General features: G+C 42.3%; 29 protein-coding genes and 1 tRNA gene. 6 read left to right on the top strand and 24 right to left on the bottom strand.

Going from position 1 to position 25,564, the window contains the following annotated elements; translation table 11 throughout:
- Nucleotides 1-54: 54 nt before the first annotated feature.
- The 3 genes from ABWK04_02950 to lysA all read right to left on the bottom strand — a co-directional run bounded on the left by ABWK04_02950 (nucleotide 55) and on the right by lysA (nucleotide 3,869).
- Nucleotides 55-2,094, bottom strand: a complete 2,040-nt coding sequence (locus ABWK04_02950) for a TonB-dependent receptor (GenBank protein ID MEZ0360845.1) — start codon at nucleotides 2,092-2,094, stop codon at nucleotides 55-57.
- Nucleotides 2,095-2,107: 13 nt separating this feature from the next.
- Complete coding sequence (locus ABWK04_02955) at nucleotides 2,108-2,536, bottom strand: DsrE family protein (protein ID MEZ0360846.1); 429 nt, start codon at nucleotides 2,534-2,536, stop codon at nucleotides 2,108-2,110.
- A gap of 85 nt (nucleotides 2,537-2,621) precedes the next feature.
- Nucleotides 2,622-3,869, bottom strand: a complete 1,248-nt coding sequence (gene lysA / locus ABWK04_02960) for a diaminopimelate decarboxylase (GenBank protein ID MEZ0360847.1) — start codon at nucleotides 3,867-3,869, stop codon at nucleotides 2,622-2,624.
- Nucleotides 3,870-3,890: 21 nt separating this feature from the next.
- Between lysA and ABWK04_02965 the strand changes: the two genes are divergently transcribed.
- Together ABWK04_02965 and dnaE are read left to right on the top strand one after the other, a co-directional pair.
- Nucleotides 3,891-4,310 (top strand): lytic transglycosylase domain-containing protein, encoded by a 420-nt coding sequence (locus ABWK04_02965; GenBank protein ID MEZ0360848.1) that lies wholly within the window; start codon nucleotides 3,891-3,893, stop codon nucleotides 4,308-4,310.
- Between the two features lie 103 nt (nucleotides 4,311-4,413).
- The gene (dnaE, locus tag ABWK04_02970) at nucleotides 4,414-7,890 is read left to right on the top strand and encodes a DNA polymerase III subunit alpha (protein MEZ0360849.1); all 3,477 of its coding nucleotides are present in this window, start codon (nucleotides 4,414-4,416) and stop codon (nucleotides 7,888-7,890) included.
- Here dnaE and ABWK04_02975 read toward each other — a convergent pair.
- The 18 genes from ABWK04_02975 to ABWK04_03060 form a co-directional block, all read right to left on the bottom strand.
- Nucleotides 7,858-8,238: a DUF309 domain-containing protein gene (locus tag ABWK04_02975; GenBank protein ID MEZ0360850.1), complete on the bottom strand. Its 381-nt coding sequence runs from the start codon at nucleotides 8,236-8,238 to the stop codon at nucleotides 7,858-7,860. The genes dnaE and ABWK04_02975 overlap by 33 nt on opposite strands.
- Entirely contained in the window at nucleotides 8,238-8,510 is a 273-nt protein-coding gene (locus tag ABWK04_02980; GenBank protein ID MEZ0360851.1) for an FUN14 domain-containing protein, read from the bottom strand. The genes ABWK04_02975 and ABWK04_02980 overlap by 1 nt, the downstream gene beginning before the upstream one ends.
- A 14-nt stretch (nucleotides 8,511-8,524) precedes the next feature.
- Nucleotides 8,525-9,640, bottom strand: coding sequence for a radical SAM protein (locus ABWK04_02985; GenBank protein MEZ0360852.1), 1,116 nt, complete (start codon nucleotides 9,638-9,640; stop codon nucleotides 8,525-8,527).
- A complete protein-coding gene (rdgB, locus tag ABWK04_02990; protein MEZ0360853.1) occupies nucleotides 9,637-10,251 on the bottom strand; it encodes an RdgB/HAM1 family non-canonical purine NTP pyrophosphatase in 615 nt (204 codons plus the stop codon). The genes ABWK04_02985 and rdgB overlap by 4 nt, the downstream gene beginning before the upstream one ends.
- A complete protein-coding gene (locus ABWK04_02995; GenBank protein MEZ0360854.1) occupies nucleotides 10,248-11,252 on the bottom strand; it encodes a radical SAM protein in 1,005 nt (334 codons plus the stop codon). Before ABWK04_02995 ends, rdgB begins: the two co-directional genes overlap by 4 nt.
- Nucleotides 11,243-11,689, bottom strand: coding sequence for a glycine cleavage system protein H (locus ABWK04_03000; protein ID MEZ0360855.1), 447 nt, complete (start codon nucleotides 11,687-11,689; stop codon nucleotides 11,243-11,245). The genes ABWK04_02995 and ABWK04_03000 overlap by 10 nt, the downstream gene beginning before the upstream one ends.
- A gap of 26 nt (nucleotides 11,690-11,715) precedes the next feature.
- The gene (locus tag ABWK04_03005; GenBank protein ID MEZ0360856.1) at nucleotides 11,716-12,105 is read right to left on the bottom strand and encodes a DsrE family protein; all 390 of its coding nucleotides are present in this window, start codon (nucleotides 12,103-12,105) and stop codon (nucleotides 11,716-11,718) included.
- On the bottom strand, nucleotides 12,102-12,359 hold the full coding sequence (locus ABWK04_03010) for a thioredoxin family protein (GenBank protein ID MEZ0360857.1): 258 nt from the start codon (nucleotides 12,357-12,359) through the stop codon (nucleotides 12,102-12,104). Before ABWK04_03010 ends, ABWK04_03005 begins: the two co-directional genes overlap by 4 nt.
- On the bottom strand, nucleotides 12,359-12,841 hold the full coding sequence (locus ABWK04_03015) for a glycine cleavage system protein H (GenBank protein ID MEZ0360858.1): 483 nt from the start codon (nucleotides 12,839-12,841) through the stop codon (nucleotides 12,359-12,361). Before ABWK04_03015 ends, ABWK04_03010 begins: the two co-directional genes overlap by 1 nt.
- An 8-nt stretch (nucleotides 12,842-12,849) precedes the next feature.
- The gene (locus ABWK04_03020) at nucleotides 12,850-13,809 is read right to left on the bottom strand and encodes a CoB--CoM heterodisulfide reductase iron-sulfur subunit B family protein (GenBank protein ID MEZ0360859.1); all 960 of its coding nucleotides are present in this window, start codon (nucleotides 13,807-13,809) and stop codon (nucleotides 12,850-12,852) included.
- Between the two features lie 12 nt (nucleotides 13,810-13,821).
- Complete coding sequence (locus ABWK04_03025) at nucleotides 13,822-14,583, bottom strand: 4Fe-4S dicluster domain-containing protein (protein MEZ0360860.1); 762 nt, start codon at nucleotides 14,581-14,583, stop codon at nucleotides 13,822-13,824.
- Nucleotides 14,584-14,586: 3 nt separating this feature from the next.
- A complete protein-coding gene (locus ABWK04_03030; GenBank protein ID MEZ0360861.1) occupies nucleotides 14,587-15,333 on the bottom strand; it encodes a hypothetical protein in 747 nt (248 codons plus the stop codon).
- A complete protein-coding gene (locus ABWK04_03035) occupies nucleotides 15,330-16,388 on the bottom strand; it encodes an FAD-dependent oxidoreductase (GenBank protein ID MEZ0360862.1) in 1,059 nt (352 codons plus the stop codon). Before ABWK04_03035 ends, ABWK04_03030 begins: the two co-directional genes overlap by 4 nt.
- 20 nt (nucleotides 16,389-16,408) lie before the next feature.
- Nucleotides 16,409-17,752 carry a heterodisulfide reductase-related iron-sulfur binding cluster gene (locus ABWK04_03040; protein MEZ0360863.1) on the bottom strand — a complete coding sequence of 448 codons (1,344 nt, stop codon included), beginning with the start codon at nucleotides 17,750-17,752 and terminating at the stop codon, nucleotides 16,409-16,411.
- Between the two features lie 48 nt (nucleotides 17,753-17,800).
- Nucleotides 17,801-18,526 (bottom strand): 4Fe-4S dicluster domain-containing protein, encoded by a 726-nt coding sequence (locus tag ABWK04_03045; GenBank protein ID MEZ0360864.1) that lies wholly within the window; start codon nucleotides 18,524-18,526, stop codon nucleotides 17,801-17,803.
- A 122-nt stretch (nucleotides 18,527-18,648) separates the two neighbouring features.
- Entirely contained in the window at nucleotides 18,649-19,074 is a 426-nt protein-coding gene (locus tag ABWK04_03050; protein ID MEZ0360865.1) for a DsrE family protein, read from the bottom strand.
- Nucleotides 19,075-19,085: 11 nt separating this feature from the next.
- On the bottom strand, nucleotides 19,086-19,619 hold the full coding sequence (locus ABWK04_03055) for a DsrE/DsrF/DrsH-like family protein (protein MEZ0360866.1): 534 nt from the start codon (nucleotides 19,617-19,619) through the stop codon (nucleotides 19,086-19,088).
- Nucleotides 19,620-19,631: 12 nt separating this feature from the next.
- Complete coding sequence (locus ABWK04_03060) at nucleotides 19,632-19,868, bottom strand: sulfurtransferase TusA family protein (GenBank protein ID MEZ0360867.1); 237 nt, start codon at nucleotides 19,866-19,868, stop codon at nucleotides 19,632-19,634.
- A 149-nt stretch (nucleotides 19,869-20,017) separates the two neighbouring features.
- Between ABWK04_03060 and ABWK04_03065 the strand changes: the two genes are divergently transcribed.
- The 4 genes from ABWK04_03065 to ABWK04_03080 all read left to right on the top strand — a co-directional run bounded on the left by ABWK04_03065 (nucleotide 20,018) and on the right by ABWK04_03080 (nucleotide 22,229).
- A tRNA-Leu gene (locus ABWK04_03065) sits at nucleotides 20,018-20,102 on the top strand.
- Between the two features lie 11 nt (nucleotides 20,103-20,113).
- On the top strand, nucleotides 20,114-20,647 hold the full coding sequence (gene dcd / locus ABWK04_03070; protein MEZ0360868.1) for a dCTP deaminase: 534 nt from the start codon (nucleotides 20,114-20,116) through the stop codon (nucleotides 20,645-20,647).
- A 2-nt stretch (nucleotides 20,648-20,649) separates the two neighbouring features.
- The gene (locus ABWK04_03075) at nucleotides 20,650-21,588 is read left to right on the top strand and encodes a DNA polymerase III subunit (protein ID MEZ0360869.1); all 939 of its coding nucleotides are present in this window, start codon (nucleotides 20,650-20,652) and stop codon (nucleotides 21,586-21,588) included.
- Complete coding sequence (locus ABWK04_03080) at nucleotides 21,585-22,229, top strand: hypothetical protein (protein MEZ0360870.1); 645 nt, start codon at nucleotides 21,585-21,587, stop codon at nucleotides 22,227-22,229. The genes ABWK04_03075 and ABWK04_03080 overlap by 4 nt, the downstream gene beginning before the upstream one ends.
- On the opposite strand, the gene hisG is transcribed toward ABWK04_03080, so the two are convergent.
- Genes hisG through ABWK04_03095 form a run of 3 tightly spaced genes read right to left on the bottom strand, consistent with a single transcriptional unit; the run spans nucleotide 22,213 to nucleotide 25,540 of the window.
- The gene (gene hisG, locus ABWK04_03085; GenBank protein ID MEZ0360871.1) at nucleotides 22,213-22,821 is read right to left on the bottom strand and encodes an ATP phosphoribosyltransferase; all 609 of its coding nucleotides are present in this window, start codon (nucleotides 22,819-22,821) and stop codon (nucleotides 22,213-22,215) included. The two genes, ABWK04_03080 and hisG, sit on opposite strands and share 17 nt — an antisense overlap.
- Nucleotides 22,818-24,839, bottom strand: coding sequence for a carbon starvation CstA family protein (locus ABWK04_03090; GenBank protein MEZ0360872.1), 2,022 nt, complete (start codon nucleotides 24,837-24,839; stop codon nucleotides 22,818-22,820). The genes hisG and ABWK04_03090 overlap by 4 nt, the downstream gene beginning before the upstream one ends.
- Entirely contained in the window at nucleotides 24,836-25,540 is a 705-nt protein-coding gene (locus ABWK04_03095) for a dienelactone hydrolase family protein (GenBank protein ID MEZ0360873.1), read from the bottom strand. The genes ABWK04_03090 and ABWK04_03095 overlap by 4 nt, the downstream gene beginning before the upstream one ends.
- Nucleotides 25,541-25,564 lie beyond the last annotated feature (24 nt).

A 25,564-nucleotide genomic window follows, 5' to 3' on the forward strand; every position in this document is an offset into this window, starting at 1 on the left:
TAAAAAGGGAGAACCCTCCTTTGGAGGGTTCGGAAGTGACACCATGTCGGGCTTTTAAAAGCTGTAAGAGGCATTCACGTAAATAGTCCTTCCCGGTTCTGGCACCTTCACACCACTTCTGAAAGGATCCCTTTGATAGGACAGATAATCATAATATTTCTTGTCCAGAATATTGTCAACTCCTGCTGTGACTGTAAAGCCTTTGTAGTTTAGTCCGGCTTTGAGGTTTACGATCCCGTATCCCGATGTTCTCTGTTCATTGAGATCCTTATCAACCCTGTACTGAGTTGCAGACAAAAGAGACTCTATCTCTCCAAAGTATGTACCTCTATCGTATCTTAGGGCGAGCCTCACTTTAAGGGGTGGTATCTCCGCAACCCTTGAGCTGGTTATGTTCTTGTCCGGTTTTGTGTCTTTCCTCGCCTGTACGTAAGATAACCCCCCAAAGAAAAATATGCTGTCAGTCAGGGCAAGCCTTGAATCAAGCTCACCGCCGAAAAACTGCGCATTTACGTTTTCGTATGAGCGTGCGGTGTTATTCATAACACTCATAACCATATTGACTCTATTCTGATTATGAACCGTTATATAATCCTGGACATAGCTGTAAAATATGGTTGCCTTGGTGAGTAACTTACCTGTAGCGTGTTTTACTCCAAGATCAATCTCCGTGTTTCTTGAAGGCTTCAAGTTAGGGTTTCCCACCCAATCAGTACCTGTCATTCTTTTCATGGCGAAGTATCTCTCCTGAGGATCAGGTACTCTGACTGAGTGACCAAGCCCCGCAAAAAGTTCCGTAGTTTTTGAAAGCTCATAAAAGAGCTGTATATTGCCCGATGGGTATGTATCCGTCCTTGATGTGCTCCTGGTGTTCTTATAGGCGTAGTAAAGGTCCGTATTTGCCTTAGAAGGTTCCGCCTCAGTTTTTGTACTGTCAAGCCTGACACCTGCTATCAATCTTAGCTTGCCTGATAACCTTTTTCTATATTCACCGTAAGCTCCAAAACTGTCAGTATCTACATCGGGTATGATGAACTGAGTGCTTACACCACTCATCATCTTCATGTAATTGATCGCATCCCAATTCCTTTTGTAGGCTTCAAAACCCAAAGTAAAATCTCCGAGATCACTTTCTATCTTGCCTCCGTAAGTTTTTGTTTTTGCATCCGTTGCCATAGACCAGGACATCATACCAGAGCTTATCCTGTAGCGATCATCCATCCAGTGACTCACCTTTGTATAGTAAAACTGAAAGTTTAGACTTCTGAGAAGATCGGATATATGGTCTATCTTGTAATTGAAGTTGAACCTATCCGTTTTGTCGTAAATAGCATCCATCAGAAGGTAAGGGTAAAGCACGTGCCTTGCGTCCTGTTTGGTATAAGAAAATTCTATCTCGTGATTTTCCAAAGGTCTAAAGCCGAACTTTGTCCAGTAAGTGTTTATCTCAAAGGCTTTTGAGTTTATAAATTGGGGTTTGTACCGGTTGGGGCTGGTTGAAGGGTAAACTTCGGTAAACCTCTTACCATCACCATCTTTGTAAGGTTTTGAGTACTTATAAGAATAACCCGCAAGCCCGTAGAACTTCTCATCGGCATATGAGACAACTGGAGAGAGATTTGTGAAGTTGAAAGAACCCAGTCCAGCGTTTAGCTTTAGATGAAAGCCTTTTTCAGGTTTCTTTGTGATGATATTTATAAGCCCAGCCATAGAACCTTGATGTTTTACGTCAAAGGGTCCTTTAATGATCTCTATCTTTTCTACTTCAGAAAAATCCACATGGAAGGCAGGCGGATCCATTCTGTTCGGGCAAGCACCGTACACCCTTTCTCCATCTATAAGTACATTTATGTTATCTCTGTAAAAGCCTCTAAGGACTATATCGTTTGCTATACCACCCTTCCTTATTTTCCAGATACCTTCTATCTTCTGCAAGGCTTCACCTACGTCTTTTGCAGAGCTTTCTCTAACTTCCCTTATATCAAGACTCTCCTGAAAAGGTTCCCTTTTTGCCTTGACTTCTATTTCTTTTAGTAAAAGCTCCTGAGCGTAGCCTACAGATACTATAGCTGATATAAGAAATAGCCCTTTCATAGCTCACCCCCCTTTAGAATGAGATCACTCTCGCCCTATCTTGGGATATGAGTGAAAATATGATGTCTGGGTTTGCCCACTGAGCGCCTTTTATAAGTTCCCTAACTCCCAGTTTCTTTGCGCATATAGGACACACGTAAACCTTTCCACCCTTTGACAAAAACTCTTTGAGCATTTTAACAGCCTGTACCTCTTTTGCTTTTGCATCCGCAAGTTTTACACCCTCGGAATTGATCCACACAACTGTTTCGTATCCCTTTCCCAAGGATATGTTGGCAAAATTAAGAGCCATCTCAGTGCTTATACCTCTGCCGTGTGTCAAATTCACCACAATAACAACTTCCTTCTGATGTGATTGGTTGTGGGAGCTTTCTTCATGCGCCTTTAAGGTATGGGGAAGAAAAAGTAAAAGGGTTGTCAATATTAGCGCTATTAGTCTCATAATTTCACCTCCTTTTAACGTTCATATTAAAATAATATAACAAAATATGATAAAAGTCAATTATTTTATGGAAAAGGGAAAGTTCTCACTCCCCTTTGAATATGTAAGCGTAATCCTCCCTTTCCCTTATCACCCTGTAAGTTCCCTTTTCTACAAGTACTTCACAGGATCTGGGTCTTGCATTGTAATGGGATGACATAGCAAAGCCATAAGCTCCTGCAGAAAGCACTGCCAAGTAATCTCCTCTCTCCACCTTTTGTATCTCCCTGTCTAAAGCCAGAAAGTCCCCCGTTTCGCATACGGGACCTACCACATCCGTCTTTATGTAAGGAGCGTTCTTCTTTAGTACAGGCAGTATATGATGATATGCGTCGTACATAGCGGGTCGCACAAGGTCATTCATTCCAGCATCAACTATTACAAAGTGTTTGTGTCTCTTGTCTTTGAGAAACTGAACGCTTGTAAGAAGGATGCCTGCATTTCCCACAATGGATCTCCCAGGTTCCAGGATGAGCTTAGCCTGTACATCTCTAAGTACAGGAAGGATCGCATCTGCGAGATCTTGTGGTTCAGGACTTGATTGTTCAGGTTTGTACTTTATGCCAAGCCCTCCTCCTATATCCAGATACTTTATCTCAAAGCCAGACTTAATAAGCTGAATATAGAGATCAACCACCTTCTCTACAGCCTCTATGTATGGGGAAACATCAAGTATCTGAGATCCTATATGACAGTGTATGCCTACAATTTCAAGGTTTTTCAGCTTTCTTGCGTACTCGTATTCATCCTTCGCGTGCTTTATATCTATACCAAACTTGCTCTTTTTCATACCTGTAGATATATATGGATGTGTTTTGGGATCTACATCAGGATTTACCCTTATGGCTATTCTGATCTTTTTTCCAAGATCCTTTGCAAGATCGTTTAGGACTTCAAGTTCCATTCTGGACTCTACATTAAACATAAGTATATCTGACCTTATAGCGTACTCAAGTTCTTTGATGGTTTTGCCTACACCTGCGTAAACTATCTTATTTGGATCCACTCCCGCAAGCAGTGAAGCGTAAAGTTCACCTCCCGATACTATGTCCGCGCCTGCTCCTTCTTCCTTTGTAATCTTTATGATCTTTGGGTTGAAGTTGGCTTTCACTGCATAACACACAAGAGCATCAGGAAAAGCCTTTCTGTATGCTCTGATCCTGTCCCTTATGTAAGAAGCGCTGTAAACGTAAAGGGGTGTACCAAACTCCTCCGCAAGGGCTTTTAAAGAGATGCCTTCAAGAAAAAGCTCTCCTTCCACGTATTCAAGATAAGGGTTGTACTCGTGAAGCATTTTATAATTATAACCCGAAGGATGATTATTTTAATATTGCTTATGTTAGCGAATCTCGGTTATGCCTTTTATGAATGCTTTTTTGATGCAGGAAAAAGATACAACGTAGATCCTTATCTTCTTGCCTCAATAGCCAAAGTGGAAAGCGATTTTAATCCTTATGCTGTCAATAGAAACAGGAACGGAACTTTTGACTTTGGCATCATGCAGATAAACTCCTACTGGGTATACTACTACGGTATACCTATGAACTGGATAAAAAACCCGTGCTACAACATACACTTTGGTGCTATGGTTCTGAGAAAGTGTATGGATACATACGAGAGGGATCTTAAGCTTGCTATAGACTGCTATAACAGAGGCTCAAGAGCCACAGGAAACAGCGATTACGTAATAAAAGTTTACAAAAGTTACAGCAGGATAAAGGCTATAGTAAGATAAAATTTCTCACAAAGTTATAAACTTTGAACCCTTATGGCAAAAGCTTGACAAAGTAAGATATATTGGCTTGAAGGTCCTTTGAGGCATTATTAAAATTCCAAACATGGGTGATTTTGTGCATCTGCACCTCCATACCCAGTACTCTTTACTGGATGGAGCTATAAAAGTAAAGGATCTGGCGCTTAAAGCTAGGGAGTTGGGATACAGAGCAGTTGCCATAACGGATCATGGAAACCTTTTCGGTATTTTAGACTTTTACAAAAGTATGAAAAAAGAAGGGATTAAGCCCATCATAGGTATGGAAGCTTACTTCACAACGGGATCGCGTCACGACAGAAAGGGAAAAGGATCTGAGGACAACATAACAGACAGATATAATCACCATCTCATTCTCATAGCTATGAACGATCGTGGACTTAAGAACCTCATGGAACTCTCAAGTATATCTTATAAAGAAGGTTTTTACTATAAGCCGAGAATAGATTACGAGGTTTTGAGTAATTATTGTGATGGACTTATAGCTATAACGGCGTGTCTCAAAGGTGTACCTACCTATTATGCCTCAATGGGTGATGAAGAAAAAGCGTCTGAGTGGGTCAAAAAATTCAAAGATATATTCGGAGAAAATCTCTACCTTGAGATCCAATCCAACTCACTGCCAGAGCAAGAGGTAGCCAACAGAGTACTTATAAAAATAGCAAAACGTCTAAACGTTAAACTCGTAGCCACAAATGATTCTCACTACCTAAATCCAGATGACAGACTGGCTCACCAGGTACTCATGGCTATACAGATGAAGAGAACGCTCATGGAGATACAACAAGGAAATGGTATAAAGTGTGCTAACGAAGGTCTGCATTTTGCAACTCCTCAGGAGGTATGGAAAAAGTTTGATGGTAAGTTTGATGGTTGGGAAGAAGCGCTTTTGAACACACTTGAAGTATCTGAAAAGACTCAAGATAGCTTTGAGCTTTTAGAAAATAGAGGATACCTATTCCCAAAGTATGAAACTGGAGACAAAACTACCGGTGAATTTCTGAAGGATCTTGCTATAAAGGGTTTAAGACAGAGAATCTCTCAAGGGCTTGCTAAAGACACAAAGGAATACTGGGATAGACTTGAGTACGAGATTGAGACAGTCTCAGGAATGGGTTTTGAAGGTTATTTCCTAATAGTTCAGGATTTTATAAACTGGGCAAAGTCCCAGAACATACCGGTGGGACCGGGAAGAGGATCAGCGGCAGGTTCCCTGCTTGCCTTTGCCTTAGGTATAACCGACGTTGATCCCATAAAGCACGGGCTTCTATTTGAGAGGTTTTTAAATCCTGAAAGGATATCTATGCCGGATATAGATGTAGATTTTTGCATGGAGAACCGCGACAGAGTGATAGAGTATGTGAAAGGGAAGTACGGTGAGGAAAATGTAGCTCAGATCATTACCTACAACGTCATGAAGGCAAAGCAAACACTCAGGGATGTGGCGAGGGCTTTGGGGATACCTTACCAGACTGCCGATACCTTAGCAAAGCTAATACCACAAGGTGATGTACAAGGTACATGGCTCTCCCTTGAGGAGATGTATTCTGTACCTTTAAAAGAACTTCTGGACAAATATGGACATCACAGAAGGGATATAGAGGACAACGTAAGTAAGTTCAGAAGGATGTGTCAGGAAAATCCGGATATAAAGGCGCTTGTGGAGATAGCTTTAAAACTGGAGGGACTCACAAGGCATACATCTCTGCACGCTGCAGGAGTCGTTATTTCACCAGTAGCCCTTCGCGAACGCATACCTCTCTATTACGATAAGGAGAAAGTGCTTGCAACCCAGTTTGATATGGTGAACTTGGAAGAGTTGGGGCTCATAAAGATGGACTTTTTGGGTCTTAAGACCCTGACTGAGCTAAAGAAAATGAGACAGCTCGTAGAAGAAAGGCATAAAATCAGCATAAACTATCTCAATTTACCTCTTGATGATCCTTCTGTTTACGAGCTTCTCAGGAAAGGAAACACTACGGGAGTCTTTCAACTTGAAAGCGTAGGTATGAAAAACCTTCTCAAAAGACTAGAGCCTGATAACTTTGACGACATAGTGGCGGTTCTCGCACTTTACAGACCCGGACCTCTAAAAAGCGGTCTCGTAGATAGTTACATAAACAGAAAGCACGGAAGAGAACCCGTAGATTACGTATTCCCAGAACTTGAGCCGGTTTTGAAGGATACCTACGGTATCATAGTTTATCAAGAGCAGGTTATGAAAATATCTCAGATACTTTGTGGATTCACTCCAGGTGAAGCTGACACCCTCCGAAAAGCCATAGGTAAGAAGAAGAAGGAAGTTATGCAGGAGATGAAGGAAAAGTTCATAAAGGGAGCTATTGAGAGGGGTTACACAGAAGAAAAGATAGTTAAGCTATGGAACGATATAGAAGAGTTCGCAAGCTATTCTTTTAACAAATCTCACTCTGTTGCGTACGGCTATATATCCTATTGGACAGCATACATGAAGACTCATTATCCTGAAGAATTTTTTGCTGTTAAATTATCTACGGAAAAAAGTGACAAGAAGTTTATAAACCTGGTGAAGGATGCGAAAAGTCTTGGTTTTAACATACTCCAGCCGGACATAAATGAGAGCCACGTGGACTTTTCCATAACTCCAGAGGGACACATAAGATTTGGACTCGCCAGAATAAAGGGTGTTGGGGAAGATACAGCGAGATCAATAGTGGATGCAAGAAGAGGAAAGTGGAAAGGTGTGACAGACTTTTGGAAAAGCGTAGACCAAAGAAAGGTAAATAAGAGGGTGCTTGAGGCTCTTATAAAAGCTGGAGCTTTTGATTACACGGGAGAGAGTAGAGAAAAGCTTCTCTCCACAGTTGACCGGATATCAAAAGGCAGTATTTTACCTTCAGGTGATCTTTTCGGTACGAAAGAGTTTCATAAAGATGAAGCGGGAGACTCTCTCAAATACGAAAAAGAGGTTCTCGGCATATACATCTCCAAACATCCCATAGATCCAGTTGAGGAACTTCTTACCGGAAAAGTCAGATGGCTTGAGGAACTGGATGAGTTAGAGGAAGGTAGTTACAACTTTGCCGGTGTTGTAACCGAACTAAAAGTTAAAAAAACTAAAAATGGCACTTATATGGCAACTTTTAATCTTATTGATAAAACGGGTATAGCGCAAGCTGTAGCCTTTCCGGACGTTTATGAAAACTGTAAAGATCTTATAAAGGAAGACGCTCTTTTGGTTTTGAGATGTGATGTTGAGTATGACGAAATACTTGAGGAAACCAAGATTATCGTTAAAGAGGCATACAAGCCAGAAGATTTCATAAAAGGAGAGAGTATGAATATCACCCTCGTATTTACAAAGGAGCTTTCGGATGATGAACTTTTAAAGCTTAAAAAATGCCTTATGGAGAGTATAAATGATCTTGAGGGTAGAGAGGTAATACTTGATCTGCGAATAAACGGTTATAGAACGGTACTTCAAGCCGATCCCCAGATAAAGTTAATTCCCAATGCAAAGCTAATAGAGGATCTAAAGAGATTCGGTGTCAAGCTGGTAGTTTAACATAAGGTTCGGGAGAGTCTTTATCTCTTCCCCACTCTCTAAGCACTCTATGGAGGAATTCACGAAAGAGAGCATGTAAGCTATATTCACGTATCTGAAAGATCCTGAGCAACCTCCGAGCTGTTCTTTGACTTTTCTCAAAACTCTCAGCGCGCTATCCCTTCTTCCACAGGTGTAGTGGTGGTATGCTATAGCAAGCCTTATAAGTCCCTGATAGCAATTTCTTGCAAACTTATCTTCCTTAGGGAAAAGCCTCCATATGTCTTCAAGAACTTCGTGAGCTTCATAAAACTTCCCTTCATCCCAAAACTTCTTGGTTATAAGGAGCATATCTTCTTCTACACTCATCACATTTTAAATCCTAGATAAAAACCGCCTAAAAAAGCACTTGAGAAAGCTACCTGCCTTACGATTCCGTGAATAAAACTGCCGAAGCTCTCAAACATGCCTTTAAATACGTCCAGAAAGGCAAACCAATGTATATCTATAACTCCCTTGCTTTTTAACCAAAGTAGAGAAAGCACATAAAGACCCAAAAGCATAAGAAATATGTTAAGTACTCTCCTTACCGCAAAGCCTATAACAAAGCCGGCAAATCCTCCATAACCTAAATCAGCCACTAAACTTTCTGCATTCATTGGTATCTAAAAACGCTCGGATTTAGTATATCTGGGTAATTGGTAAGCATTTCGTAATCAAAAAGCTGTTTCCTTATCCTTTGAAGATCACTCCTTTCAGGCTTGAAGGGATAACTCTTTATATCGGTAACTGAACTATCACCGAAGGGTCTGTTACAAGCAACTTCCGTTGTCTTTCCTCTGCATCCTGAGGTCATAAAGGGTCTTCCACTCCAAAAGAGTTCTTCAAAGGTGTCATTGTCTATACCAAAGTCTATGACTTGACCCTTCTCGTTGAACTTCATGTCCTCATAGCGGGCGATCTGGTTGTCTATAAGATACCTTGCAAACTGGACTCTCCTGTATTGGGGTGCGGGGCAGGGCTTTTCCTTTTCCATCATAGAACCTTCCTCGGGCCAAAAGGAGAAAAGATGCGTTCTTGCTCCAAGGTCTCTAACCTTCTGTATAGTTTCTATCATTTCTTGCTCCGTCTCTCCAAGACCTACCACCAAATGACAACCCGCATATCCATCACCCATTACCTTACAAGCCCACTCAAGCACCTTCCAAAAAGTTTCCCACCTATGAGGGCTGTTCATGGGTCTTCCACGCAGTTTTTCAAAAACCTCCGGTGTAGCACAGTCTATAGCAATGGTAACCGTGTCTGCACCCAGCTTTTTGTAGTCCTCCATGTCTTCATAGGTAGTGCCGGTGGCATTTATAAGCAAAGAGACAAATATCTGGTCTCCAAGATCAGAAAGAACCCTTTTTAACACATACTTTGTGTCTCTTATTGCTCTTGGGTGGGTTATCTGAGCTATACAGAGCCTTTCCACATGCCCTACCTTCTTCGCCCTTCCTATGATTTCATCCAACTTTACTGTAGGCCACTCAACCCTTATGAAGTTCTTTTTTGAGTATTCCATGTCCCTTGCCTTTTGAAGACCACAGTAAGCACACGTAGCATGACATCCAGATGGGTAAGTAAGAAGCGTATTTATACAGCTAAGGCGTGTATTTCTATAAAATTGCCCAGGTACTATTCCCAGAGTCATGGCCGCTGCCATACTTATTTGCAAATACTCAGGACTTTCTTTTTGTTCTGTCAAGTTTTCAAGCAAAATCTTATTCATGTTAGACCTCCATTTTTTATTATACTCATAAGATTTCTGACAGCCTTTCCTCTGTGGGATAATAAATCCTTCTCTTCAGGAGTTAGCTCAGCCATGCTTTTTTCTGAACCTTCTGGTTGAAAAATGGGATCGTAACCAAATCCTCCCGATCCTTTGGGTTCTGTCAGAATAACTCCATTGCATTCACCCTTTGACCAATATCCGCTATAGCCTAAGTTAAGTACCAAAAAGGCTACAAAAGTTGCTCTTCTATCTTTTACCTCCTTCATGAGTCTCAAAACTTTTCTTATATTCGCATCATCTTTCGTAGCGATTACCTCTTCCTTTCCCCCATACTCGTGAGAATAAAATCTGCTTGAGAAAATTCCAGGATATCCACCAAGAGCTGGTACCACAAGTCCCGAATCATCAGCAAGTGTAGGTTTGCGGTATCTTTCCCAATAAGCTTGTGCCTTCAAATAAGCATTCTCTAAAAAGCTGGAACTTCCCTCCTCAATTCGCAGATCCTCATCAGGTACTTCCGCATCAATACCGTAGAAACCCAAAAGCCTTTTCATCTCTTTCACTTTGCCGGCGTTCGTAGTAGCCAAAAGAACCTTCTTTAACTTCATTGAAACATGAATACTGTAGAGCAGCAATTTTGAGAAATTACAGGTTTAAGTCCCATACTCCTTGCGTAGGAAAAAACCCCTTCCGCAGGGAAGGTTATACCGTTAACCCCCGCATAAAGCGCATATATATCCAGCTTCACCCTGTCTTCACCAGCTGGACGTGCACATCCTATTACCACATGAGTTGTGGGTAGCTTCTTTCTTGCATAAAGAATCACCTTTGCGCTTTCTTCAGCTTTGGGAGGGGGGAGCAACTGAAACTTAGCCTTTCCGTAATAAGGCATTATTACGACAAGCACAAGGGCTGAAGGTTCAAAACCCGATATTATGTCTATGGCTCTGTATTCGCCCAGTATCTTTCCGTAATGTAAACCTATGATGACGTGTGGAACCACGTTATGGTTGTGCTCTTTAAGATGTTTAAGAGACATTTCGTAATCTTTTACACCTTTGTGTGGCATCTTATAGACTTCTGCTACCGTCCTGTCATCACCTATAATATCAAGAAGTACAGCGTCAACCCCCGCTTCCTTTAAACCTAAAGCGAGCCTTTGGTCTACTAAACCCACATGACATGTAACAAGCATACCAAGTTCTTCTTTGAGATACTTCATTGCCTTCAAATAAGGCAATAGTTCTACTACTCCATCTTTGTTTGATCCGCCCGAGATAAGAATACCATCTATACCCTTCTTTTTTAGCTCTTGTCCCACCTTCACAAGTTCCTCGGGAGTAGTTGCAGGTATCATATGCCACAGGATCTTGGATGCACAGTGATCGCACATAAGTTCACACTGCCTTCCCGTTATAGATACATCAACAAACTTAGGAGCCGAATCTACTTTAAAGTCATCAACTTCATAATGCTTAAAACCCGGGCTATGGAAGTAAATGGTATTTCCAAAATTCCTCTTTCTTATCTCAAAGCCTTCGTAAAGCTCCTCAAGGAGGGTGCCATCCAGTATAACACCCTCCCAAGAAGCACCGTCTATCAACCGCACTTTATACCCTTCTCGTTTATGACTTTAGTAAGCGCATCAACAGCTGACTGCCCTTTGAGTAACTGGTTTACTTCCTCAGGATTTGAAGGTTTAATCTTAGCTATCCATCCTGCACCGTAAGGATCATCATTGACTAAAGCGGGATTTCCTTTCAGCGTTTCATTTATCTCTATTATTTCACCGCTCAGCGGAGAGGGGACAGGTCCTACCCATTTACCGCTCTCAATTGTAGCCACGCTTTTGCGTCTTTCCACGCTTTTGCCTACCTTTTTGGGAGTGTAGGCAACCAACCTGCCTGCCATGGCTGTTGCCACAGAAGTCAGCCCTATGGTGAAGGTTCCATCACCGTTATCCTTCGCCCATGTGAAGGCATTCGCCTCCGGATCAACGTCATAAAGCAGCTCCTCGGGTATGTTACACCCATTAACTAAAGCCATATCACTTACCTCCCGTATATAAAATTTTAAAAGGTTAGCACTTTATCGGCTTCCATAGCTCTGAGAGCAAATTCACTTGCTGGAACCACACCGTCAAGCTCCTTAATGAGGTCCTCCTCTGTGAGTCCCAGCGAGTCTACAGCTTGCTTGCATGAATAGAACTTGACCCCAGCCTGTTTTGCATCCTTCATAAAATCATAAACGGTTTTTGGCTTTTTACCGTTAGGTGATAGGCAGTTTGGTTCAGCTGGTACTATTCTTTGTGCCACACCTTTCCTTAGCAAGTTAGTACCGTCCATATTGAAAAATATCTCAACATCTGCCTCATTAGAAGCCATAAGTGCCGCTATGTAAAAGGGTGCGGCACATCTCCACGGGGTTTTAGGTCCGCTCGTCATCAAAATGATCACCTTCATGATTCTAACACCTTCCTGGCTTCCGCCTCATCAGGTACCCCTACGAAGGTAAGCTTGCCATCTATTATGGTGGAAGGTACCGACCTCACTATGAGCTTTTTTGCCCACATCTTACCTTCCGGCTGAGCAACATCAAGTACATCATACTTAAATCCATACTCACTCTGGAGCTTTCTCCAGAGCATATCAGCATCAGGACAAGTCGCACACCACTGAGACACTAAAAGTATTACATGCTTGTCCTTTGCACCCATCACGTGCACCTCATACAAACTATGTCCCATTCGTCTATATACTTCCTCATTTCTTCAATAGCTTTCTGACCGCTGACTAAATCTTTAATGTCTCTCTCCAGATTGGTGGGTTTTAACCTTGCCACCCAACCCTCTCCATAGGGGTCATAGTTTATTATATCAGGTTGTTCAAGTACCTTCTCGTTTCTTTCTATTACTTCACCTTCTATTACCGCATTGATAGGTCCAGCCCATTTGCCACTTTCAAGGGAAGCGACTGGCTTCCCCTTCTTTATAAGCTTTCCAGGCTCTTTTATCCTGGCATGCAACAATCTGCCTGCCCTTACCTGCCCCACATCCGTCAGTCCCATGGTAACTGTCCCATCTTCATTTATCTTAAACCACGTTTGTGTTTCTATATCGTAATATAAATCAAGGGGTACAACGCATCCGTTGTACTCCCATTCGTTACTTTCCTTTTCAGGAAGCCCTCCTAATGCCATTCCACCTCCTAAGCGAGACCTAATCTCTTGAGTACGGGAAGAGGATCAGAGAGATTATCTTTCAGTTTTACATCGTTGGCACTGTATCCGAAAGCTAACCCAAGAAGCTGAGTAAAGTACGCAGCAGGCACGTCCACGTCGGGTACTCCCTTCATCATGAGTCTATGTCTATACATTTCAACGGAAGCGTGGCACAGAGGACACTCTGTAGCTATTATGTCAGCACCGTTCCTTTTTGCGGTCTGAAGTATCATCATCACGAACTTCTCAGAAACCATTTCGTCCGAAAGTGAGTGAGGTCCTCCACAGCATTGAGTGTGCATAGGTTCAAATTCTACATTTGTAGCTCCGGCAGCTTCAAGTAAAGCATTCATATAGTAAGGATGTTCGTCATCATCCGCTGTGTCTCTCTTTCTGGGTCTTACCTCTTCTTCTTGTCCTCCTGCGTGAGCATAAGTCCTCGCATAAAAGTGGGGTCTTGTGTAAAGACAGCCATAATAATTAGCCACTTTTAATCCCCTCAAAGGTCTTTTCGTCTTCTCCTTTACTTTTTGAGGTCCCGCTTCGTGATAGAGCCATTCAAGTAAGTGGTAGGTGTGGGGTATCCTGTCAAGGGGATCAACTCCACCCTCTCTCAAAAGCGCATTCACCTTTTCATAAACGCTTCTATCTGTTTCCAAAAAGTATTCAGCTCTTTGAAGTGAGAAAGAACAACCGTTACACGGCGCTATTATAACTTCATGTCCCTGTTTTCTTGCCAAGGACATATTCCTCGCATTCAAGAGCATAGTTCCCATAAAAGTCACGTTCTTGGATTCCATAGCACCACAGCAGTTGTAATCCTCAAGATAGTCAAGCTCAAGACCAAGTTCCCTGGCAACGATCCTCGTTGAAACATCATAAGCCCGTGATGCACCTTCCAAAGAGCATCCGGGATAATAGGCTACTCTTTTACCTATCACACCCATTTTTTAACCTCCTTAATGCGCTAATGCTCCTTCTTCTTCCATAACTTTCCTGAGAACCTGCTTGAACCTGTTCCAGTTTTTAGTTCTTGGATGGAACAGCATATGTTTTGCGTTAAGCATGAGAAAACCTATATTCATGGACTTTATTGGTTTTAATGTAAGCTGTTTGAGCCATTCTGGTGTTTCTCCTACGAAGGGTATAGGTTTTTTGAGTATGGGATCTTTCACCACCTTGTAACCTTGCTTTTCTATCCACCCAAAGAGAAGCTCTCCATCCTCTATCCTTCCATACTCAAGTACCTGTTCAGTAAAGAACTTGTCAAACTTCTTGGATGGATACTCCTCAATGAGACCCTTCTTTGCCATAGTTCTCAGGATAACTTTTAAGACTTCTTCCACAAGTACGCCTTTGGGACATCTATGTGTACACTTATGACATGACACGCATCGCCACATAACGTCCGCACGCTTTTGTAGTTCGTCTATCATACCTAATCTTGCAAGGTATATGAAGTGTCTGGGGTTATACCTCTCATCCCAGTAATTGTGTACGGGACATGATGCTGTGCAGTAGGAACATTGATAACATTGGTTGATCGTTTTACCATCCGGAGAGTTTATTATCTCATTGGCAAAGTCAAGGTCATAATCGTTTATAACCCTTGGGAGTATTATAAGATTCCAATCCCCAGATACATCTATACCTTCAACTACAAGCCTTTCCTTCCTTAAAATTCTCTCCGGTTCTACAAGACTTCTTTCATGTATAGCCATACCTTACACCTCCAAAAGGTCCTCTTTTCTTATAATGCCTAAAAGCCTCCTCGCCATTATGCCTGCGGGCGGGAAAAATCCTTTTGCGCTGTGCATAGTGGAAAGGGTCATGTAGTCTACATAAGTGGCATATATCATGGCGAGGAATATGTCAACAAAAAGGTATCCCTTCACCTTTATACCAAAATCCGTTAACTTTTCCTGTATCTGTTTGTATATGCTTTCAAACTCTTCGTAAGTTTCTCCATACATGCTCTTTTTTGGAGGTTCTTCTTTGAGGAAAACAACAGCACCACTTTCGCTTTCTGGATCCCATATCCATCCAGTCCATAGGACATATTCTTCCGGAAAAGTAAAGTGGAGTATTTCGCTGGCTATATCCCTGGCAGAACTTTTGTCCACGCCTCTTATTTCCCTAACAAACCTTTCCACTCTCTCCTCCCAAGAGCCTGCCTTTCCATAGAGTAAGTCACTTATAGCCTTTTTTAATCTGTCAACACCCGTTTCTTCTATGATCTTTTTCCTCTTCCTTCTGCTCGCAAAGATCCTCTCAAGTATAGCGTTTAGTTCCTCTTCCGTGAGGGAAGGAAGCCTCTCTTTGCTCAAAAGTTGCTGAAAGAGGAGGGATTTGGCGAGAAGATCTTTATAAAGCTCTTGTACGAACTCCTCGCCTTCACCCAGTAACTTTATGAGGTAATCCCTAACTAAAAAATCGTCAAGAGTTGTGCCTTTGAATCTTTTCTCCATCATACACTAACCTTAGCTCCAAGAAAAGCTGCAGCTTCAGCTGCCGCCGCTTCACCTTCAGACAGTGAAGATTCTATGTCTATGGGACCTTTACAGGCACCTGCTATAAAGACACCCGGTTTGTTGGATATTATGTTAGAGCCAGATTCCTCCGAAGGTATGAGAAACTGACTGTCTGGGTCTTGCGAAAGTCCTAATATTTTTGCTACTTTCTTGGTGCCTTCTGAAGGCTCCATTCCAAGAACGAGAACAACCAGATCCATTGGTACTTCTGCTGGTCTTTGAACTATTGTATCTTCGTGCTTTACCCTTAATCTTCCGTCAGCGGGACTGTATGTGATCTCCGCTATCCTACCTCTCACATATCTGACACCGTATTTCTCCTGAGGTGCCCAGTAAAATGGGTATTCCCATGTGCCGTATGTCCTCACATCCATGTAGTAACAAAAAACGTCCACATCTGGATAATGCTCCCTTATTTCAGAGCCTTGAAGACCAGAAAGGGCACATCCGTATCTACAGCAGTGTACGTTGGTAACACCAAGTTGTCTGTCCCTTGATCCTACACAGAAGACAAAGGCTACCCTCTTAGGAAGCTGTCCGTTGGAAGGTCTGTAAAGTTTTCCCTCTCTGGCAAACATCTGCTCAAGTTCAAGGTTTGTTATCACATCAGGATAAAGTCCATAACCAAGCTCTCCTTTTCTTCTTGCGTCAAAGTGCTGAAACCCAGTAGCAACTACTATAGCCGCCACTTCATGAGTCTCGCCATTAGAAAGTCTCACTTTAAAGTTTCCCGGTTCCCCTTCGCAAGCTTCAAGTTCTGTTTTGAACTTGATCTGTACATTAGGGTTCTCTTCTACCTCCCTGATGTACGGACCCAATACCTGACTGGGTTTTAGCCTTCTGGGGATGAGTGTGTGGTAGTCCTCCAGTATGGGTCTACCGCCTAACTTTTCCTCCTTTTCAACGAGGATGGTAGGCACGCCAAGCCTACCGAGTACCCTCGCTGCACCAAGACCCGCCGGTCCACCACCGACCACTAACACGCTCTTAGCCATGAAAGACCTCCTCAATTTATTTAAGACTTAAACAGTGGCATAGCCGCAGTTGCTGAAGCTTTCGGTTTACCGGTAGATGTTCTGCTGTAAGGCTCATACAAGTCATAGGTCTTGAAGAACTCCATAAGCTCATCGTACTTTCCAGCCTTTTCAAGTTCAGCTATGTACTTGACATCCTCTTCCCACTCTTTTTTGAGTTCTCTCCAGTTGGTTATACCCATCTTCTCAAGGAGAGGCTCATAAGCTGAGCAGTTCCAGTAAAGTTGAACAACTTTGAAGGGATGCGCGCCGCATGCAAGAGCTGAGAACATTACATCAGACATAACTGCAACCGGATAATACATGCCATGTGCTTTTCCTATCCATTGGTTTTTCTCAAAGGTTGTAGTGCAACCAGTGTCGTGAGTGATTATTACGTCGGCTTTTACCTCTTCATATATAACCTTCAGCTTCCTTTGTATCGCAAAGGATCTTGTAAATTCTCTTTCCGTTAGTATATGTCTGAAACCAAATCCGCAGCAATCAAACCATGTGGAGTAATCCACCACTTGAGCGCCGAGAGCCTTTATTACAGCAGTAGATGCAGCAGGTCTTTGACCGTTAAACACTTCTGGGTCATAAGGATAGTCATCAGCTATCATCTTGTATGTATGGCAAGCGTTGTGTATGGCGACTCTTACGTTGGATACATCTATGCCCTTAGCTTTCCCTTCTTTCTCGTAAAGTTCTTTGATCTTATATCTCATGGCGTGTACCCATTCGGAATAGTGGACAACTTCCTGAGGTATTACTATCCTTCCGTCTTCTGTGAGCCTTCCCAGCTTTTTGAGGATGGGCTTTACAGCATCCCTGAGTTCCTTATTCATTATGAGCTGTTCCCTGGTTTCCTTATAAGAGCCGAAAGATGTACCACAGTGTATTAGTGGATAGTATCCTGTCTTCCAAGCTTGATGCATATTTCTGAGCCAAACAGCTGCCAAAGCTACGGGATTGGAAGTACCAGATCCGTGATAATTCCATGCGGTACAGGAGGTCTGATGAGGCTCATTCAGATAATCAAGACCGAACTTGTTCATTAGCCAAAAGACAGACGCAGGGTATCCGGGTATATTACCGCATTGACCGCAAGATTTGTGATGCCAGAGCTTGTTGGTGGGAATGACCTTTATTCTACCAGTTCTTGTGTACACATGCACCGGCTGGTTTTCTTCCGTTATCCTGTGTATGAGTATTTCTCCTTTAGCCTCTAACTCTTCCATCATCTCAAAGATGTGGTCATAGTGAGCGTGATACTCTTTGAGGGGAAAGGGTGGCTTCTCGGGGTACATAAGGATGCTTCCCTCTTTATGATGTCCGTGTGCCATGATTAACACCTCCTTAAAGTTTTTTGGGTATCAAACCCGTTCATAAGCTTACTCTTCTTCATACATCTCAGCGTATCTCTCTTCGTTTTCTTCTACTATATCCATTATGACGTTGTAAAGGTTCGGGTCTAACTTTTCAAGCATCTCAAAGATCCCCGTTTCTCTCCATATGGTATACATCTCTATAGCGGTTTCCAGAGATACTTCCCAAGCTGTTTTAACAGATTTACCCACATCAAAAGGTATAGCCATCCTCTTTGCTCTGAGGTTTTCCATATTATCCGCCATCTTGGGACCCCAGTCTGGGAAGAAGTCAGGCTGAAGCATATCAGCCGATAGCTGGTTTCCTGTTGTCATAACTTTGAGAAGAACCCTTCCGTAAGGCTTGAGAAGGTCTTTCGTTGCCTCAAAAGCGTTTCTTACCGCTACTTCTCTCATTATGGCAACAAGACCACCTGGGTTGTTCACAAAAGGACAGCGGATCCAACAGGTAAAGCACTGAGAACAAGCCCATATGTATTCGTGCATCATATCGTAGAGGACTTCCACATCCTCCTCAAGAAACCTCTGAACTATCTCACGCGGAGAGTAATCAAAGAACCTGTTGGAGGGACAAGATGCGGTGCACACACCGCAGTTGAGACAGCCAAAAATATACTCTTTAAAGCGAAAGTCTGATTTTACTTCCTCAATAACTCTGACCTTTTCCTCCCACGGTACGCTTTTTGTCTTCTCTGATATGGGGAGGTTGTATCCGTATATATGTCCATCCATAGCTTTTACCTCCTTAAGCAGTTCTACATAAAAAGATAAAGAGACCACACTTCAAGTCAATTAATTTTTGCTTATGGATATATAAGTATATACTTATAATACCCTTACAAAAGAGGGGGAGATCAAAGGGTGATAACAGCATATTCACCGCTCATAAGCTTATCAAGAAAAGCAGCACCGCCTATTATTCCGTCACAAAGTTCAGGATTTACGTCCTCTTTTTTGTATATTTCCGTAAGATCAAGGGAGGGTACACAGAGGTATATCTTTACACCCGCCTCCTTTGCCATCTTTATAAAGTCATAAACGGTTTGTTCAACACCAGGTCTAACCTTAACCTTTTTTGCGTTATCTCTCATAAGAAGAAAGCCAGCCTCGGAAGTTATGACCATTTCTACTTCGTAATCCATGGTGGTGGCAGCGGTAGCGAGGAAAAAGGGAGCACCAGCTTGCGGATTTATAAGTTCACCGGTAGCCGGTTCGGCCCTCTCAAAGAAAGGAACAGTAAGGATGTAAAATATCAGCTTTTCGTAACCTTGAGCAGCCATATTTATCCTCCTTATACGAAGATTATCATAGGTTTGTCCGCTTCAAGGACGTAATTCATAAAAGTCGCAGCTCCTGCAGGTGGTTCAAGACCATCTATAAGATCTTCGTATTTATAACCAAAGAGTTCCATAGTCATCTGACAAGGTATGAGCTTTACTTCAGCTTCCTTACACACTTCTATGAGTTCGGGTATGCTCGCAACACCGTGTTCCTTTATAGTCTTTTTCATCATAAAGCTCATAAGATCCGTCATACCGGGTATAATACCCATAATTTGGGGAGGTCCTGGGAATATAGATGAAATGGCATTTGTAACAGGATTTTGCATAGAAGGGGGGAAAGCCATAGGCATGGCTGGATTCCCTATGGGTGCGATTTTTAGCTCATTCATTTTTTTCTTATGAATAATGTTTAGCCCATAAAAAGTGAAAAATATTGCGGTTTCTATACCCAAAGAGGCTGCGGTGGAGGCAAGGATTAGAGGTGGATATGCCATGTCAAGTGTTCCCTTTGTAGCTATTATGGCAAGTCTTTCGGTAGCCATAGCTTTCCCTCCTTATTTTTTCTTAAGGTAGAAGATGATCTTACCTCCCTCTTCTACAGTCTCAAGAAGTTCGTGACCAGTTCTACTACAAAAGGCAGGTATGTCAGCTTTAGCACCCGGATCTGTGGTTATGACCTCAAGTATCTGACCCGATTGAAGTTCCTCAAGAGCTTTTTTAGTCTTCAAAACCGGCAAAGGACAGTTAAGACCCGAGGCATCAAGGACTTTGTCAGGTGTAATTGTAGCCATAATAAACACCTCCTACATGTTTAAATATATAGCAATAAGCATATAATATAGTAAGTCCTTTCCTTTTTCAATACTATAGTTTTTTTTTAAGTCAATATAAGATAACCTTATATCGCTTTAGGTAATGAGTTATAATTTTAAGTCCGTAAGGGGGTGTGGCGGAACTGGCAGACGCAGGGGACTTAAAATCCCCTGGGGCAACCCCCCGTGAGGGTTCGATTCCCTCCACCCCCATGTATAGAAACATGATACTTAGCGATGGTACTATAAAGGAGCTTCTGTTACGAGGTGAACTTGTCATAGAGCCTTATGAAGAATCTCATATACAGGCATCTTCTGTAGATCTCACTCTTGGAAAGGAGATACTCCTTTACAAAGCTGATTGGATAGATGTCAGAAGCGAAAACATACCAACCGAGAAGGTAACAATCTCTCAGGAAGGTTTTCTCATAGAGCCCAAAGCCTTTGTTCTTGCCACTACAAACGAGTATATAAAATTACCTGATAACATAACAGCGTTTGTAGAGGGGCGCTCATCTCTGGGAAGATTGGGACTGTTTATTGAAAATGCAGGTTGGGTGGATGCAGGCTTTGAAGGTCAGATAACCCTTGAACTGTATAATGCAAATTCCTGTCCTATAAGGTTGTACGCTGGTATGAGAATATGTCAGATAGTCTTGGCAAAGCTTGACAGAAGAGCGGAAAATCCATATCGTGGTAAATATCAAAAACAGGTTGGAGTAACTCCATCAAGAATATTTCTTGATTTCGGGAGATGATTATGCAACACAGAGCCAATAAACTTCTTGAGAACATGTACAGACTCGGAAGAGTGCCTTCATCACTCCTCTTTTACGGCAAGGAAGGTATAGGTAAAAGGACTACAGCTTTTGCGTTCGCTAAAGCCCTCTTGTGTATGAGAGGCACCCTTCCTGCGTGCGACAGTTGTCCGTCGTGTCTTCACATGAACGAGTTTAATAGAAAGCCAGTTGAAGATCTGAAAGTGTATTCGGAGAAAGAAACTGGCAAAAAAGTCTTCCTTTATCTTCAGGGAGATCACCCTGACTTTATTTACCTTCAACCTGAAAAGGATGAGATCAAAATAGATCAGGTAAGAGGTGCAAGGGACTTTGTAAACTTAAAGCCTGCCTTATCCTCAAAAAAGGTGGTGCTAATAGCACCCGCTGAGAGTATGAATCCCTATTCTCAGAATGCTTTATTAAAAACTCTTGAAGAACCTCCCGAGGATACGCACTTTATCTTAGTGACAAATATAATTGATAAGATATTACCCACTATAAGATCGCGCAGTTATCCGGTGGAGTTCGGAGAGCTTCCTCAAGAGGAAATTCAAAAGATAACTGGTGTGCAAGATAAGGTATTGCTTTCCCTATGTGGGGGAAGTATTACCAAAGCTAAGAAGCTATCTGAGAAGAGACATCTCCTAAATATGGCAGAGAGTGTACTTGCTGGCTCAACCCTTGAAGTTTACAAAGTTTCCCAAAAATTAGAAGAGTTGGATCACGAAGATCAGAAGCTTTTTATTTACATACTTGAGGTTCTATTGCACAGAAGACTCCTTGAAGATAAAGAGAATTACCAAGTTTACGAGTCCCTAATTGACAGAATCCTTCTCGTATCCGATAATTTAAAAAGAAGTGTAAAGTTGAGTTTATTCGTCTTTTATATAAATACGGTCTTAGCGGAGGTTAAAGCATGAAGATACAGACAGTTTTGCAAAAGCCGGAAGAAAGTCACAAAAGGCTGGAAGTTTTCCAAAATTGGGAAGAGCTTACTTATACAGTGAAGGTATTCCCTTACGGGGAGTGTTACTTAGCTCTCGTGGAGATACCCGAAGAGGACTTTGAGAAACTCATAGGCATATTCCAAAGCAAGGAAGAAGCTATGGGAGCTTTTCTGAGCAATGCATTTGAATACGGGTGGGAAACAGTTCCAGAAAGCTACGCCATATACCATGCTCAATTTGATGGTGACAAGCTTTTGGCAGGGCTTCTTCCTAAAGATGAAAATCCTTCCATCTTTGACCACCTACATCTTGAAAACATGATAAAGGAAATGACAAAGTATCCGAGAATAGTCGTTTATTCATATAACGTGGTAACATACATAAAGGATATTTATCCTGAGGTGGATAACAAACTTTACGTTATAGCGAGAGAAATTTCCAGAATTAAGGGTGAGTCACCCGAGCTTGAGGAACTTGCGAAGCTTTACGGTGTGAAGCTTCAAAGTCTTGAAGATAAGCTTAGATTCATAGGAGAATTGATCGCCAAACCTTTGAGACTTGCAGGTGAGGAAATAGATCTGCCACCAGTCAGCAAACCTACATTAATTTGTTGAAAAAGTCCATAATCTCCTCCCTCTTGTTTCTATAGCTCGCTTTGTTACAGACAAGTCTTGCTGTTGATGTGGTGACTTCCTCTATGACGATAAGCTTGTTCTCCTTTAGAGTTCTACCGGTTTGCACTATATCAAGTATGTAATCGGAAAGTCCTATGGTTGGCGCGAGTTCCACAGAACCGCTTAAATAGATTATCTTACTTCTTATACCCTTTTGGGAGAAGAACCTGCGTGCTATCCGTGGATACTTAGTTGCCACTTTTACATAAGTTTCCTTAAAGTACTTTTCCTTACTTTCTTGCCTACCCGCTACTACTATTCTGCAAAAGCCTATACCGAGGTCTAAGAGTGTGTAAAGATTTGGCTCCCTTTCCAATATAACATCGTAACCTACTATACCCAAATCTGCTACGCCGTTTTCAACGTATACAGTTACGTCAGCGGGTTTTACGAGAAGAAAGTTAAAGCCGTTAGCTTTAATGAGTAGTTTTCTTCCCTCTTCAAGATCTGCATGAAGGATCCCTTTCTCTTTTAAGAGCTTAATGCTCTCTTCAAAAAGCCTACCCTTTGGGATAGCTAATGTAAGGCTCAAGCGTGGACCTCTTTAGGTTTTACTTTCCTGAACATAACGTATATGGAATTTAGGATTATCAGCGACACAAGGGCAACGTATAAAGTGGCAAGAAAAGCGTTTACGTAATCGCCCCATATGACTCTGTAAGCTACCTGAAGAGAAGGTATGGTTGGTGGTAGAACACCTTGAGATGTCTTTTCCAGAAGCCAGTGAGCGTGCGCCAAAAAACCTATGTCTTTATCAGGATGAAACACCTTTAATATACCCGCGGTCAGCGTGTTTATTGACATAAGCACGGCGGGAAAGCCAGTAATCCATGCATACTTCGCTTTGCCAGCGTTCACCAAATAAACTGTTGCCACTGTGAGTGCTAAGGTGGCAAGCAATTGGTTAGCTATACCAAAGAGTGGCCAAAGAGTTTTTATACCTCCGTAAGGATCTACAACCCCGGCATACAGGAAGTATCCCCAACTTATAACAGTAAGCAAGCTGGTAAGTATATTTATTTTAAGATCACCGTAGTTTTTAAAAGCTGGAACAAAGATACCCACAAGGTCCTGAAGTATGTATCTACCTACCCTTGTACCCGCATCTATGGTGGTAAGTATGAAAACAGCTTCAAATAGTATAGCAAAGTGATACCAGAAGGCGAGAAGGGACTCACCCGTTATTTTGGCAAAGATAAGAGCCATACCTATGGCAAATGCGGGCGCACCTCCTGTCCTTGAGAGTATTGTTTTTTCTTCTACCATCTTGGCTAAGTGTTTTAGCTCCTCAGGTGTTATATAAAATCCCCACGACGATATCTTCTGAGAAGCTTCAAAAACAGTCTTCCCTATTTCACTTACGGGACTGTTTATGGCAAAATATATGCCGGGTTCCATAGAGACAGCGGCTATCATAGCCATAATGGCGACAAGGGACTCCCCTATCATACCACCGTAACCTACGAGTCTGACGTGACTCTCTTTATCTATAAGCTTGGGAGATGTACCCGAGGATATAAGAGAGTGAAAACCTGATACAGCTCCACATGCTATGGTTATGAAAAGAAAGGGAAAAAGATCCCCTTTAAGCACTGGTCCTGAGCCTGTGAGCGCAAACTGCGTAATAGCAGGCATTTTTATCTCAGGATTTACCAAAAACACACCTAAGGCTATAAGTATCACTGTACCAAGCTTTAAAAAAGTGCTTAAGTAATCCCTCGGTGCAAGTAAAAGCCAGACAGGAAGCACGGATGCGGAAAACCCATAAATTATAAGAGCTATTGCGAGTTGAGGCTCAGATAAAGTAAAAAACTTCGCTGTTGACGGATTTATCGCTATGAGCCTCCCAACATAAAGGGATAAAAGGAGTGTCATAACACCAAAAAGGGAAGCCTGAAGCACAGCACCTGGTCTTATTTGCCACATGTAAATACCCATGAACATAGCTATGGGTATGGTCATGAATACGGAGAAAGTCCCCCAGGGACTTTGAGCAAGAGCTTTTACCACAACAAGAGCTAAAACCGCCAAAAGTATAGTTAGTATGGTGTATATAACCATCAAAGCTACTACGCCACCCAGATTCCCAAGCTCTTCTTTTACGATCTGACCTAAACTTCTTCCACCTTTTCTCATAGAGATAATGAGTATGACCATGTCTTGAACGCATCCCGCTAATACAGCACCAATGAGTATCCACAGTGTTCCGGGAAGGTACCCCATCTGTGCTGCAAGGACAGGACCTACAAGCGGTCCAGCACCCGATATAGATGCAAAGTGATGACCAAAAAGCACCCACTTATTTGTCGGAACATAATCCACTTTGTTGTAATATCTGTGGGCTGGCGTAGGGTTGTGATCGCTTACCTGAAAAACCTTATAAGCTATGAAGTAGCTGTAAAACCTGTATCCTATGAAGTATATACTAAGCGCAGCTACAAGTATCCAAAGTGCTCCTATCTTTTCTCCTTTACTGATGGCTATGACCGCAAAGGCGAAAGCGCCTGTCAGAGAAAATAAAGCCAGCAAAAAGTAGTCTCTGATCTTCATGTTAGGTGTCTCTTCATAAACTCCACAGTTTTATTCCACACATCAACAGCGTACTCTTCGTGATAAACTTCCGGCCTGGTATCATTGAAAAAGGCGTGATCCACACCGCAGTATATCAAAAACTGTGCTTTAACTCCATGATTGTTACACTCTTCTATGGCTTTGGTAACTTCACTGATAGGTATGAAGGCATCTTTACCTGCATGCACCGCGAGGACCGGAGCTTTAATCTGGGAGAAGTCTATGGGGACTATGGAGTAAAGTCCGTAGTAAGGAACTAAAGCGTGGAATTCATCCGGAAATTTAGCTCCAAAGTACCACGTGCATGTACCACCACAGCAAAAACCAGTCATACCTATTCTGAAATCCTGAACCCTGCCAACGAAGCCTATGTCATTTTCCTTAAAGTAGTCTAAAGATGCCTTCAGCATAGCTTCAGCCTCAGAGAGTCTCTTACTGAAAAGCTCCTGCATAAGCTTTCCAGCATCCTCAGGATTGTTTGCTGTTCTCCCTTTGTAAAGATCTATTCCAAAGGCAAAAAAGCCCTCGCTCGCATATCTATCACACACGTCCTTTATGTGAGGTACTAATCCCCACCATTCGTGAATCACTATAACAAGCGGACCTTTTACAAACTCCGGCTCGGACAGGTAACCGCTTACTTCAATTCCATCTTTGGTAAATTTCAACTCTCTACCCATCCTTTTACCTCCTGATCTATATTA

Source organism: Hydrogenobacter sp. (genome assembly GCA_041287335.1).
GTDB lineage: Bacteria > Aquificota > Aquificia > Aquificales > Aquificaceae > Hydrogenobacter.